General features: G+C 74.1%; 10 protein-coding genes. 4 read left to right on the top strand and 6 right to left on the bottom strand.

Translation table 11 applies throughout. The features are described 5' to 3' along the window. Positions 1-41: 41 nt before the first annotated feature. On the top strand, positions 42-1,247 hold the full coding sequence (locus ACQP60_RS07700; protein WP_429730249.1) for a MalY/PatB family protein: 1,206 nt from the start codon (positions 42-44) through the stop codon (positions 1,245-1,247). Positions 1,248-1,257: 10 nt separating this feature from the next. Here ACQP60_RS07700 and ACQP60_RS07695 read toward each other — a convergent pair whose 3' ends face one another. Then, positions 1,258-2,025 (bottom strand): M15 family metallopeptidase, encoded by a 768-nt coding sequence (locus ACQP60_RS07695; RefSeq protein WP_429730247.1) that lies wholly within the window; start codon positions 2,023-2,025, stop codon positions 1,258-1,260. A 38-nt stretch (positions 2,026-2,063) separates the two neighbouring features. Between ACQP60_RS07695 and ACQP60_RS07690 the strand changes: the two genes are divergently transcribed. Further along, positions 2,064-4,100, top strand: coding sequence for a penicillin-binding transpeptidase domain-containing protein (locus ACQP60_RS07690; protein WP_429730244.1), 2,037 nt, complete (start codon positions 2,064-2,066; stop codon positions 4,098-4,100). Between the two features lie 4 nt (positions 4,101-4,104). Here ACQP60_RS07690 and ACQP60_RS07685 read toward each other — a convergent pair whose 3' ends face one another. Together ACQP60_RS07685 and ACQP60_RS07680 are read right to left on the bottom strand one after the other, a co-directional pair. Beyond that, the gene (locus tag ACQP60_RS07685) at positions 4,105-4,875 is read right to left on the bottom strand and encodes a glucose 1-dehydrogenase (protein ID WP_429730241.1); all 771 of its coding nucleotides are present in this window, start codon (positions 4,873-4,875) and stop codon (positions 4,105-4,107) included. A 92-nt stretch (positions 4,876-4,967) separates the two neighbouring features. Continuing rightward, entirely contained in the window at positions 4,968-5,585 is a 618-nt protein-coding gene (locus ACQP60_RS07680) for a TetR/AcrR family transcriptional regulator (protein ID WP_429730238.1), read from the bottom strand. A gap of 157 nt (positions 5,586-5,742) precedes the next feature. On the opposite strand from ACQP60_RS07680, the gene gad reads away from it, so the two are divergent. Beyond that, the gene (gene gad, locus ACQP60_RS07675) at positions 5,743-7,149 is read left to right on the top strand and encodes a glutamate decarboxylase (protein WP_429730235.1); all 1,407 of its coding nucleotides are present in this window, start codon (positions 5,743-5,745) and stop codon (positions 7,147-7,149) included. Between the two features lie 53 nt (positions 7,150-7,202). Here the strand turns inward: gad and ACQP60_RS07670 are convergent, their stop codons facing one another. Both ACQP60_RS07670 and ACQP60_RS07665 read right to left on the bottom strand, forming a co-directional pair. Next, complete coding sequence (locus tag ACQP60_RS07670; protein ID WP_429730233.1) at positions 7,203-8,456, bottom strand: amidohydrolase; 1,254 nt, start codon at positions 8,454-8,456, stop codon at positions 7,203-7,205. A gap of 23 nt (positions 8,457-8,479) precedes the next feature. Further along, complete coding sequence (locus ACQP60_RS07665; RefSeq protein ID WP_429730230.1) at positions 8,480-9,844, bottom strand: AAA family ATPase; 1,365 nt, start codon at positions 9,842-9,844, stop codon at positions 8,480-8,482. A gap of 108 nt (positions 9,845-9,952) precedes the next feature. Here ACQP60_RS07665 and ACQP60_RS07660 point away from each other — a divergent pair, with 108 nt between their 5' ends. Next, entirely contained in the window at positions 9,953-10,540 is a 588-nt protein-coding gene (locus tag ACQP60_RS07660) for a histidine phosphatase family protein (RefSeq protein WP_429730228.1), read from the top strand. 13 nt (positions 10,541-10,553) lie between these two features. Here ACQP60_RS07660 and ACQP60_RS07655 read toward each other — a convergent pair whose 3' ends face one another. Then, positions 10,554-12,602: an NAD(+) synthase gene (locus ACQP60_RS07655; RefSeq protein WP_429730226.1), complete on the bottom strand. Its 2,049-nt coding sequence runs from the start codon at positions 12,600-12,602 to the stop codon at positions 10,554-10,556. Positions 12,603-12,666 lie beyond the last annotated feature (64 nt).

Here is a 12,666-nt window from a genome sequence, read left to right as displayed (position 1 = left end):
GCGGTCCGTCCGCGCCCGCGATCACCTGGTAGACCGGAGCCGTGAACAACCCGCTGGAGCAGCTCACCCTCGACGACCTGCGCCGTCGCACGTCCGTGAAGTGGCGGGCCTACCCGCCTGACGTCCTGCCGCTGTTCGTCGCCGAGATGGACACGCCGGTGGCACCCGCCGTCGTCGACGCCGTGCACGACGCGCTCGCCGTCGGCGACACCGGGTACGACGTCGGCACGACGTACGCCGAGGCGCTCGCGCCGTTCGCGCAGGAGCGCTGGGGCTGGACTCCCGACGTCGCGTCCAGCCGCACGATGCCGGACGTCATGGTCGCGATCGTCGAGGTGCTGCGCGTGCTCACCGCACCCGGCGACGCCGTCGTGGTCACGCCGCCCGTGTACCCGCCGTTCTACGGCTTCCCCGGCAACGAGGGGCGGCAGGTCGTCGAGGCGCCCCTGGACGCCGACCTGCGGCTCGACCTCGGCACGCTCGAGGCCGCGTTCGCGCGCGTCACGGGCGCCGCCGCCCACGGCACCGGGCCGGGCTCCGGCCGACGCGCCGTCCTGCTCCTGTGCAACCCGCACAACCCCACCGGCACCGTGCACACCCGTGCCGAGCTCGAGGCGGTGCTGGCGCTCGCGGACCGCTACGGCGTGCGGGTCGTGGCGGACGAGATCCACGCCCCGTTCACGTTCGAGCGCGTGGCCGACGGGGAGCCGGCGTTCGTGCCGCTGCTGTCGGTGGCGGGCGCGGAGCGGGCCGTCGTCGTGCAGTCGGCGTCGAAGGCCTTCAACCTCGCGGGGCTCCGGGCGGCGGTGGCGCTCGGCGGCCCCGGCGCCGCGGACGAGCTGCGCCGCATCCCCGAGGAGGCGGGCCACGCCGTCAACCACCTCGCGGTGCTCGCGCACGCCGCCGCCTACCGCGACGGCGGGCCGTGGCTGGACGCCCTGCTCGCCGGGGTGCACGCGAACCGCGGGCTGCTCGGGCGCCTGCTCGCGGAGCACGCGCCCGCCGTGCGGCTGCAGCCCGCCGACGCCACGTACCTCGCCTGGCTCGACCTGCGCGCCGCCCTGCCCGGCGGAGTCCCCGCCGCCGACGCCGCCGCGTTCGTCCTGGAGCGCGGCCGGCTCGCCCTCGAGGACGGCGTGCGCTTCGGTGCCGGCGGAGCCGGGTGGCTGCGGCTCAACCTCGCGACGTCCTCGGCGGTGCTCACCGAGGCCGTGCAGCGCCTGGCGCGGTCCCTCGGCACGACCTGACCGGGAGGGACTACCTCGCGGGGTAGTCCGGGGCCGGGCCGACGCCGAAGGCCTCCTCCAGGGTGGCGGTGCCGGCCAGGTGCATGCCGGTCGCCAGCTCCGTGCCCACGTAGCGCAGGTGCCAGGGCTCGGGGGAGTAGCCGGTCACGGCCTCCTGCCCCTCCGGGTACCGCACGACGAACCCGTACCGCCACGCCTGGCTGGCCACCCAGCGCCCGGTCTCCGTGCTCCCGAGGTCGGTGTACGGGGTGCCGGCCTCGGCGACGTCGGCGGCGAGGCCCGTCTGGTGCTCGGAGTGCCCCGGCCGCGCGGAGAACGTGTCCGCGTCACGGCGGCCGTGGCCGTCGACGTACCGGGCGTACAGCCGCGCCTGGTACTCGACGGAGCGGTAGCCGGACGCGAGGACGAGCTCGTGGCCCGTGGCGTCCCGGGCGTCGGCGGCGAGCCGCTCCAGGGCGCGCGCGGCGTCGGGGCGCAGCCGGTCGTGCTCCCCGAGGGCGCGGACGTCGGGGCGCACGAGATCGTCGGGCGCCCAGGACGTCGGGGAGAGGGGGCGTGCCTTGTTCACCAGGACCGTCGGGGCCGCCGGGTCCTGCGACGGCGCCCAGGTGCGGGCCGGGATCGGATCGCCGCCCGGCCGCGGGTCGGGGAGCGTGGCGCTCGCGGGGGCGGCCGTCCCCGCGACGGCCAGGACGCCCGCCAGCACGCCCGCCAGCACGGTCGTCACGACCGGGCCGCGAAATCTTTGCGGGACCGTGATCACGACACGGGGGGACATGCCGTCAAGGTTGCCAGGAAGCCGATAATCTCGCCAAGGTGCGCCGCCGACACCGCCTCGCCCTCGCCGTCCTCCTGACGCCGGTCGTCGCCGTGCCCCTGGTGGCGTGCACCGGCTCCGACGTGCCGCCCGCCGACTCCGCCGCCGAGGCCCTCGTGACCGCCCTCCGCGCGGGCGACGTGAGCGACGTGGCGTTGCAGGCGCCGGGCTCCGTCGACGTGCAGACGCAGCTGACGCAGGTGCTCGAACCGCTGGTCGACGCGTCGGGGGAGCGGGAGCGGAGCGTGACGCTCGGCGAGGTGAGCAAGCCGACCACGAAGGACGGCGCGACGACGGCGGTGGCGACGGTGGACTGGTCGTGGCCCGTGGGGCGCGACGTCACCTGGAAGTACAGCACCGACGTCGACCTCGCCTACACGCCGCCCGAGAGCGGCGACGGCGAGGGGACCTGGCGTGCGGTGTGGCGGCCGGACGTGCTGGTGCCCGACCTGAAGCCGGGCGAGCGGCTGCAGGTCAAGACCCTCGACGCGGACCGCGGCGACCTGCTCGACGGCGACGGCAAGCCGATGGTCACCGCGCGGGGCGTCTGGCACATCGGCGTGGACAAGACGGCGGTCCAGGGGCTCGGGCAGGAGTCCGCGGCCCGCGACCTCGCGCAGCTGGTGGGTCTCGAGCCGAACGAGTTCTTCGCGCGCGTCGAGGCGGCCGGGGAGAAGGCGTTCGTCGAGGCGATCACGATCCGCCAGGAGAACGCGGGCGTGGACTTCACGGTGGAGGAAGCCCAGGACATCATCGGCGTCCGGGCGGTCGAGGACACGCTCGAGCTCGGCCCCACGAGCACCTTCGCGGTGCCGGTCCTGGGCCGCGTCGGCGAGGCGACCAAGGAGGTCATCGAGGAGTCCGACGGCGCGGTGCAGGCCGGCGACGTGGTGGGGCTGTCCGGCGTGGAGCGCGCCTACGACGACCAGCTCACCGGCTCGCCGGGCGTCCTGGTGAGCACGGTGCCGGCCGGCGGCGGCGACGTGGGGCTGGACGGCGAGCCCGTGAAGGACGAGGACGAGGGCCGCGAGCTGTACCGCGTGGACGCGGTGGACGGCACCCCCGTGTCCACGACGCTCGACCAGCGTCTGCAGAAGCACGCGGAGGAGGTGCTGGACGACGTCGACCCGGCCAGCGCGATCGTCGCGATCCGGCCGTCCGACGGCTCCGTCCTCGCCGCGGCGAGCGGGCCCGGCAGCGAGGGCTGGTCCACGGCGACGCTCGGCCAGTACCCGCCGGGGTCGACGTTCAAGGTGGTGGACGCGCTGGCGATGCAGCGGGCCGGCATCACCCCGGACACGACGGTCGCCTGCCCGGAGCACCTCACCGTGGACGGTCGGACCTTCGGCAACGTGCCCGGGTACCCGGCGTCGGCCACGGGGGACGTGCCGCTGCGCACCGCGTTCGCGCACTCGTGCAACACGGCGATGATCGGGCAGCGCGACAAGGTGGCGCAGGCCGACCTCGCGACGGCGGCCTCCGACCTCGGCCTGGTGGACGACGAGGTGGCGACGCCGGTCCTGGGCGTCCCGGCCTTCCTCGGCTCCGTGCCCGCGGAGGCGGGCGGCACCGAGCACGCGGCGTCGATGATCGGCCAGGGCAAGGTGCAGGCGTCGCCGCTGGGGATGGCGACCGTCGCGGCGAGCGTCGCCGCCGGCCACCGGGTGCAGCCCGTGCTCGTGCGCGACGCCGCGGGCGACGACAAGGAGGCTTCGGCCTCGCCGTCGGCGGAGGAGTCCGCGAAGGAAACGGCGCCGAAGGAGCCCTCGACGCCGGGCGTGTCCAAGGACGAGGCCGCCGTCCTGCGCGACCTCATGCACGGCGTCGTCACCGAGGGCAGCGCGGACATGCTGCAGGACGTGCCCGGCATCGTCGGGGCCAAGACCGGCACCGCGCAGTACGGCGACGGGTCGAAGCAGCACGTGTGGATGCTCGCGATCGTCGACGACCTCGCGGTGGCCGTCTTCGTGGAGGACGGCCACCGCGGGTCGGACACCGCCGGCCCGCTCATGGAGGACTTCCTGGCGGGCCTGTGACCGGTCAGGCGCCGTGCTTGTGCGGCACGCCCGCCACGAGCCCGCCGTCGACGACGAACTCCGCGCCGGTGGAGTAGCTCGACTCGTCGCTCGCGAGGAAGAGGATGGTCTGCGAGACCTCCTCGGGCCGGGCGCCGCGGCCGAGCGGGATGAGCAGGTCGCCCGCGTCGATGCCGGCGGTCATCGGCGTCTCGATGAACCCGGGGTGCACGGAGTTGACCCGCACGCCGTGGGCCCCGAGCTCGAGCGCGACCGACTTGGTGAGCCCGCGGACGCCGAACTTGGACGCCACGTAGCCGTGCAGGCCGCGGCTCCCGCGGAGACCCTCGACGGACGAGATGTTGATGATCGACCCGGAGCCGGCCTTCACCATGACCGGCGAGACGGCCCGGATGCCGAGGAAGACGCCGGTGAGGTTGATGTCGATGATCCGGCGCCAGGCGTCGGTGTCGAACTCGGTGATCGGGCCGCCGTTCGCGATGCCCGCGTTGTTCACGAGCACGTCGATGCGGCCGAACTCCTCCAGCGTGAACGCGACGGCCTTCGCCCAGTCGTCCTCGCTGGTGACGTCGAGGTGGACGTAGCGGGCGACGTCGGTGCGGTCGCCGTTCAGCTCGGCGGCGAGGGCCTCGCCCTTCGCGTCGTCGAGGTCGGCGACGACGACCTTCGCGCCCTCGGCGGCCAGCGCGCGGGCGTGGGTGACGCCCATCCCGCCGGTGCCCCCGGTGATGATCGCGACCTTGTTGTGGACGCGGTTTCCTGTGCTGACGGCCATGTCGGCCCTCCTTCGTGGTTCTGCTGTGGTGCGTGCACCGGGTGGGTGCACCTGCCCGCCTGGGACACGAACGTCCCGGGACGGAGGGGACGTCAGGGGGACGGGGTGGTCCACCAGGCGGGCAGGGCGTCGTGGGCGACCCGGGCGAAGAACGCGGGGTCGCGGGGCGGGGGAGCGGAGAGCCAGACCTCGAGCGCGCCGACGGTGCCGAGCCCGACGTACGTCGCGAACGCGCGGGCGTAGCGGTCGACCTGGTCGGCGGGGGTGCCCGGGTCCAGGGGCATGAGGCCGGGGTGGGCGCGCAGGTGGTCGGTGAGGGTGTCGGCGACGTGGTCGGCGAGCAGGCGCGCCAGCGGGGCGCTGAGGCCGCCCTCGAGGGCCCGCTCGTACACGGGCAGGTGCGCGTCGACGTGGGCCTGCAGCGCGCCGGTGTACCGCGCGACGACCTGCTCGGCGTCGTCGTGCGTGGCGTGCCCGGCGACCTCCCGCACGGCGTCGTCGAACTCGGCGCGGATGCGGTCGAGCTCGACGCCGAGGACGCGGCCCAGCAGGTCGGCCGGGCTGGCGGCGTGGTCGTAGAACGTGGCGCGGTTGATCCCCGCGCGGGCGGCGACGGCCGACGCAGTGAGCGCGGCGACGTCCTGCTCCGCGGCCAGCTCCAGGACGGCGGTGCGCAGGGCCTCGGCGGTCCGCTCGACCCGCTTGTCCATGCCCGTCACCTCCGTCCGACGCTCTCGACGCTACGCCGCGCTTCGGAGTTAAGCAACAGGTGTCGCCTAACTCACTTCACCCCTTCCGGCCGGGTGAGGCGCGCCGGGCCGACCTACGCTCGAAGAGCCGCGCCCGCCACCGACGAGGGGAACCGTCATGGTCAGCAGGACCCGAGGGAGCGGCCGCCGCCGCGTCCGCCACGGGGACGTCGAGCTCAACCCCGTCTTCATCCGCCCGGGAGAGACGCGCTCGGTGCCGCGCGACCGCCTCCCCGCGGGGGAGTCGCTGCCGGAGACGGCGTTCCAGATCGTCCACGACGAGGCCATGCTCGACGGCAACGCCCGGCTCAACCTCGCCACGTTCGTCGGCACGTGGATGGACGACCACGCCAGCCGCCTCTACCTCGAGGCCGCCGACAAGAACATGATCGACAAGGACGAGTACCCGGCCACGGCGGCCGTCGAGGACCGCTGCTGGCGGATGCTCGCGGACCTCTGGCACGCGCCCGACCCCCGCCGCGCGATGGGCACGTCCACCATCGGCTCGTCCGAGGCGTGCATGCTCGCCGGGCTGGCGCTCAAGCGACGCTGGCAGCAGGCCCGGCGCGACGCCGGCAAGCCGGTCGGCACGCCCAACCTCGTGATGTCCAGCGCGGTCCAGGTGTGCTGGGAGAAGTTCTGCAACTACTTCGAGGTCGAGCCCCGCTACGTGCCCATCAGCGAGGAGCACCGGGTGCTCGACGGGCACGACCTGGAGCAGTACGTCGACGAGGACACCATCGGCGTCGTCGCCATCCTCGGCGTCACCTACACGGGGATGTACGAGCCGGTCACCGAGATCGCCGCCGCGCTCGACCGCATCCAGGCGGAGACCGGCCTGGACGTGCCGATCCACGTGGACGGCGCGTCGGGCGCGATGGTCGCGCCGTTCGTGCAGCCCGACCTGGTGTGGGACTTCCAGGTGGAGCGGGTCGCGTCGATCAACACCTCCGGCCACAAGTACGGCCTCGTGTACCCAGGGCTCGGCTGGGTGGTGTGGCGGGACGAGGCCGCGCTGCCGGAGAGCCTCGTGTTCCGGGTGAGCTACCTCGGCGGCGACATGCCCACCCTGGCGCTGAACTTCTCCCGCCCCGGAGCCCAGGTGCTGCTGCAGTACTACATGTTCCTGCGCCTGGGACGGGCGGGGTACGAGGCGGTGCAGAAGGCGTCCTCCGACGTCGCGCGCTTCCTCGCCGACGGCGTCGGGAAGCTGCCCGCGTTCGAGCTGTGGAACGACGGCTCCGACATCCCCGTCTTCGCGTGGCGCCTGACGCCGGGGCACACGGAGAACTGGAACCTCTACCACCTGTCCGACCGGCTGCGCACGCGCGGCTGGCTCGTGCCCGCGTACCCCATGCCCGACGACCTCACCGACGTCACCGTGCAGCGCGTCGTCGTGCGCAGCGGGCTCAGCCGGGACCTCGCGGCGTCGTTCCTCGCCGACCTCGAGGACGAGACCCGCTACCTCGACGCCCTCAGCGGCCCCATGCCGACCGAGGGCCAGCGCCCCGGCTTCACCCACTGACCCGGGCTCGTTGCCTGTTCGGCAACGCCGCGGGGAAGGTGCGGGCGGGTAGTTCAGCGGGCGAAACGCTCCGAGCGCTCGACGACGCGGCCGGCGCCGCGACCGCCGTCGGCGTCCGCGTCCCACGTGTAGACCTCGGTGCCGGTGACGAAGACGTGCTCGGCGCGCGAGCCGACGTCGAGCGGGTCGCCGGACCAGACGACGACGTCGCCGTCGAGCCCGGGGGCGAGCGCGCCGACGCGGTCGTCGAGACCGAGGAAGGACGCCGGGTTCACGGTGAGCGCCTCCAGCGCGACCTGCGGGTCCAGGCCCTGCTTCACGGCGAACGACGCCTGGTGCACGAGGAAGTTGATCGGCACCACCGGGTGGTCGGTCGTGATGGCGACGCGGACGCCCGCCTCCGCCAGGCGCGCCAGGTTCCCGATGTCGCGGTGGCGCAGCTCCACCTTGGAGCGCGACGTGAGCATGGGCCCGAAGATCACCGGCACGTCGCGCTCGGCGAGCACGTCCGCGACCGCGGCGCCGTCGGTGCCGTGGTTGACCACGAGCCGGTAGCCGAACTCGTCGGCCAGGCGCAGGGCGGTCGCGATGTCGTCGGCGCGGTGGGTGTGCTGGTCCCAGGCGAGCTCGCCCGCCAGGACGCGGGCCAGGGTCTCCTTGCCGAGGTCGCGAGCGAACGGCTCGCCCTTCGCCTCCGCCGCGTCGCGCTGGGCCGCGTAGTGCTGCGCGTCGAGGAACGCCTGCCGGATGACGGCGGCCACGCCGAGCCGGGTGGACGGCTGCTTCTTCTGCTCGCCGTACACGCGCTTCGGGTTCTCGCCGAGGGCGGACTTCACCGAGACGGCCTCGCTGATCACCTGCTCGTCGACGGTGCGCCCGCCCCACGTCTTGATCGCGACCGTCTGGCCGCCGATCGGGTTGGCGGAGCCCGGCTTCACGACCACCGACGTCACGCCGCCGGCGAGGGCGTCGCGGAAGCCCTCCTCCTCGATGTTGATCGCGTCCAGGGCGCGCAGGTGCGCGCCGACGGGGTCGGTCTTCTCGTTGGTGTCGTCGCCGGCCCAGCCCTCGGCCTCCTCGTGCACGCCCACGTGCCCGTGCGACTCGACGAAGCCCGGCAGCACCCACCGCCCGCCCGCGTCGAGCGTGCGGACGCCGTCGGGCACTGCGACGTCCGCCCCGACGGCGGTGATGACGCCGTCCGTGACCAGGACGGTGCCGTGCTCGATCGGGAGCCCGTCCATCGGGACGACGTAGCCGTTCGTGATCGCGACGGACGAGCGGGCGGTGCGGATCGGAGAGGTCATGCCCGCCATCATGCCGCGCGGGTCTAGAGGTAGTGCCCGACGGCGGGGGTCGGCTTCCAGCGGCCGGTCGCGGTGATGTCGAGGATGCGGCGCGTCGTCAGGCCCTCGATGCCGTGCTCGAGGACGGCACGGCGCGCGACCTCGCGGATCTCCGCGCCCGTCGCGCCGTCGAGGCTGCCGGCGATCGCCGCGAGGTCGAGGCCCTCGCCCTGACGCGGCAGGTAGATCTTGAGGATGGAGACGCGCCCCTCCTGGCTCGGCAGCGGCACCTCGAGGATGGTGTCGAACCGGCCGGGCCGCTTCACGGCCGGGTCGAGGGAGCCCGGGTCGTTCGTGGTCGCGAGGGTGAGGACGTCGTTGCGCACCCGCGCGCCGTCGAGCGCGTTGAGGAACTCCGAGAACCCCGACGAGCCGCGCATCTCCGCGTTCGCGACGCCGTCGATGTCCTCCATGACGACGAGGGTGGGGCCGAGCCGCTCGACCTCCTTGTAGAGGTTCTCCGACGCCTGCCGCAGCACGTCGGGCTCCACGATCATCACCGTCATCGCGCCCGCGACCTCCGCCGCGAGGATCCGGCCGAGCTTCGTCTTGCCCACGCCGGGCTTGCCGGCCAGCAGCAGCCCGCGCGTCGTGGGGAGGCCGAGGGAGAGCAGGTCCTCGCGGCGCGTGGTGCCCGAGGACAGGAACAGGTCCACCTCGCCCCAGACGGGGTCGGCGAGCACCAGGTCTGCGCGCGTCTCGTGCGTCGCGGGCACCGGCTCGAAGCCGACCTGGTTGCCGTAGCTGCTCACCGACACCTGGAGGATCCGGCCCCGGTACGGGTTGCCCTCGCCCTTGAGCGCGGCGAGGAAGTCGTCGAGGACGGCCTCGGCGAGGTCCCGCCGGCCCTTGCCGGCGTAGACGGTGATGTCGGCAGGATGCCCGCCGCAGATGTGGATCGCGACGGGCTCGTCGCGCAGGGTGCCCGCGGGGAAGAACACCGACAGGTGGAACGGCACCGACACGGTGTGGTCCTCGCCGAGGCTCAGCGGCCGCCACTCCGGCGTGCTGCCGTGGGGCCCGAGGATCTTGACCGCACCCTCGTGCTCCGTCATCCAGCGGGCCAGGACGTGCCCGTGCAGCAGCAGCTGCGAGTCGGAGAGCGCGCGCTTGACCTCCGACAGGGCGGCCTTCTTCACGCCGATCTTCCGTGCCGCCCAGCCGGAGCTCGACGTCGGCGTGCCCTTCTTCTTCTTGCGCGGCGCGCCGAGGATCTCCGCGAGCACCCGGATCGTCTCGCGCACCTCGGTCGGGTACGGGCCGAGCTTCGGCCACAGCAGCGTGCGCTCCTGCCGCTCGGGCGTCGCGACGCCGTCCGTGATCGTCCCCGAAGGCTTCCGCTCGCCCATGTCGCTCCCCACGCTCCCTGCCGCCGCCCCGGTGGGACGGCCCGCAGCACCGTACCTGCCGCCGCCGACGTCCTGCCTGCGCCGACGTCGAGCCGATAGCGTCGGCGGATGCCGACCCGACACCTGCACGTGCTGCGCCACGGCGCGGCGGACCCGTTCGGCGAGCTGACGGACGAGGGGGAGCGGCAGGCGGCGCTCGCCGGCCGCCGTCTGGCCGCCCTGCCCGTCGACGCCGTCTGGCACTCGCCCCTGCCGCGCGCGGCGCGCTCCGCCGAGGTGCTGGGAGCCGAGCTCCCGGGCGTCCCGGTCGCGGAGGCGCCCGAGCTGGTCGACCACGTGCCATACCTGCCCGACCCGGTGCCGCCCGCGTGGGCGGGGTTCTTCGACGGCTACGACGCCGCCGAGGCGGCCGAGGGCGAGCGGCTGGCCGCCGCGCTCACCGCCCGGTTCGCCCGCCCCGCCGACGCCGAGACGCACGAGGTGCTCATCACGCACGCGTTCCAGGTCGCCTGGCTGGTGCGCGACGCGCTCGCCGCGCCGCCCGCGAGCTGGCTCGGCCTGCCGTACGGCAACGCCGCCCTCACGACGATCGAGTACCGCGACGACCGCTCGGCGTCCCTGATCGTCTACAACGACATGGGCCACCTGCCGCCCGAGCTGCGGTGGACCGGGTTCGGGCCCGCCGCGCGCCCCTGAGTCGGCGTCCGGCTCACGCCGTCGTCGGGACGTTCTCCTCCAGCTCGGCGAGCCAGGCGGCGGCCGAGGCGTCGGACGGCATCCGCCAGTCCCCGCGCGGTGACAGCGAGCCGCCGGCGGCGACCTTGGGGCCGTTGGGGATGGCGGAGCGCTTGAACTGCGACGAGAAGTAGCGCCGGAAGAACACGACTTCCCACGTCCGGATGGTCGCCAGGTCGTAGGCGGACCGCTCGTCGTGCGGGAAGTTGGGCGGCCACTCACCGGCGTCGGGGTCGCGCCAGGCGTGCCAGGCGAGGAACGCGATCTTGGACGGCCGCAGCCCGTGCCGCAGCGTCCAGAACAGGGTGAAGTCCTGCAGCGCGTAGGGCCCGATGGCGGCCTCGGTGGACTGCGGCGCCTCCCCCTCGCCGGCGGGCACCAGCTCGGGGGAGATCTCCTGCCCGAGGATCTCGAGCAGCAGGGCGTTCGTCTCGGCCTCGAACTGTCCCGAGTCGGCCACCCAGCGGATGAGGTGCTGGATGAGCGTCTTCGGCACGCCGGTGTTCACCGCGTAGTGCGACATCTGGTCGCCCACGCCGTACGTGCACCAGCCCAGCGCCAGCTCGGACAGGTCGCCCGTGCCGAGCACGATGCCGCCGCGGTGGTTCGCGAGCCGGAACAGGTAGTCGGTGCGCAGGCCGGCCTGCACGTTCTCGAACGTGACGTCGTAGACCTTCTCGCCCGCGCCGTACGGGTGGCCCAGGTCGCGCAGCATCTGCTCGGCGGCGGGCCGGATGTCCAGCTCCTCGAAGTGCACGCCGAGCGACGTCGCGAGCCGGGTGGCGCGGTCCTTCGTCTCCGACGACGTCGCGAAGCCGGGCATGGTGACCGCGTGGATGTCGGTGCGGGGGCGGCCGAGCCGGTCCATGGCGCGGGCCGCGACGATCAGCGCATGGGTCGAGTCCAGGCCGCCGGAGACGCCGATGACGATCTTCGGCTGCCCGATCGACCGCAGCCGCTGCTCCAGCCCGGCCACCTGGATCGTGTACGCCTCGTAGCAGTCCTGGGCCAGGCGCGCCGGGTCGTCGGGGACGAACGGGAAGCGGTCCACCTTGCGGCGCAGGCCGACGTCGCCCGCCGGCGGGTCCACGGTCCAGGTCACGGTGCGGAACCCTGCGACGCGGTCGCCGAGCGCGCGGCGGTTGTCGTCGAACGACCCCTGGCGCAGCCGCTCCTGGCGCAGCCGGTCGAGGTCGACGTCGGCCACCGAGCGCCGCGCGCCGTCGGGGAAGCGCTCGGTCTCGGCGAGCAGGTCGCCCACCTCGTAGACCATCGTCTGGCCGTCCCACGACAGGTCCGTGCTCGACTCACCCTGCGCCGCCGCGTACGCGTAGGCGGCGAGCCCGCGGTGCGACGCCGAGCGGACCATGAGCCGCCGGTCCTCCGCGCGCGCCACGGTGATGGGGCTGGCGGAGAGGTTGAGCAGCACCGTCGCGCCGGCCAGCGCGGCCTCCGCCGACGGCGGCACCGGCACCCACAGGTCCTCGCACACCTCGACGTGCACGACGAGCCCCGCGACGTCGTCGGCCGCGAACAGCAGGTCCGGGCCGAACGGCACCGGCCCGTCGGCGAACGGCAGGGTGACCGTGGCGCCGCGGCGGTCGTCGCCGGGGGCGAACCAGCGCTTCTCGTAGAACTCGCGGTAGTTCGGCAGGTACGACTTGGGCGCGACGCCGAGCACGCGGCCGCCCTGCACGACGACGGCGCAGTTCAGCAGCCGGTTCCCGACCTCCAGCGGTGCCCCGACGACGAGCAGCGGCCGCAGGTCGGCGCTGGCCTCGACGATCGCCGCGAGGGCGTCCGACGTCGCCTCCAGGAGCGTGTCCGCGAGGTGCAGGTCGTCGATCGCGTACCCCGAGACGCACAGCTCGGGGAACACGGCGACCGCGACGCCGTCGTCGTGGCACGCGCGCGCCTCGGCGAGGATCGCGGCGGCGTTCGCGCGGGGGTCGGCGACGGTGACGGGGACGGTGCAGGCTGCGACGCGGGCGAAGCCGTGGGCGTAGGCCGAGGTGAAGTCCACCCCCCGAGTGTAGGAACGCCGCTCGTCCCCGCGAGACTTGTCAGGGCCAGGGCCACGTATACGT

Source organism: Isoptericola variabilis (genome assembly GCF_050311655.1).
Classification (GTDB): Bacteria; Actinomycetota; Actinomycetes; order Actinomycetales; family Cellulomonadaceae; genus Isoptericola; species Isoptericola variabilis.
The sequence above is the reverse complement of the archived record's forward strand: the minus strand, read 5'-3'. Positions and strand labels throughout refer to the sequence as shown.

What these genes read in the sequence shown, in the direction of transcription:
- ACQP60_RS07695 (WP_429730247.1), bottom strand. Translation starts at nt 2,025, where the DNA reads ATGTCCCCCCGTGTCGTGATCACGGTCCCGCAAAGATTTCGCGGCCCG.
- ACQP60_RS07685 (WP_429730241.1), bottom strand. Translation starts at nt 4,875, where the DNA reads ATGGCCGTCAGCACAGGAAACCGCGTCCACAACAAGGTCGCGATCATC.
- ACQP60_RS07680 (WP_429730238.1), bottom strand. Translation starts at nt 5,585, where the DNA reads ATGGACAAGCGGGTCGAGCGGACCGCCGAGGCCCTGCGCACCGCCGTC.
- gad (WP_429730235.1), top strand. Translation starts at nt 5,743, where the DNA reads ATGGTCAGCAGGACCCGAGGGAGCGGCCGCCGCCGCGTCCGCCACGGG.
- ACQP60_RS07670 (WP_429730233.1), bottom strand. Translation starts at nt 8,456, where the DNA reads ATGACCTCTCCGATCCGCACCGCCCGCTCGTCCGTCGCGATCACGAAC.
- ACQP60_RS07665 (WP_429730230.1), bottom strand. Translation starts at nt 9,844, where the DNA reads ATGGGCGAGCGGAAGCCTTCGGGGACGATCACGGACGGCGTCGCGACG.
- ACQP60_RS07660 (WP_429730228.1), top strand. Translation starts at nt 9,953, where the DNA reads ATGCCGACCCGACACCTGCACGTGCTGCGCCACGGCGCGGCGGACCCG.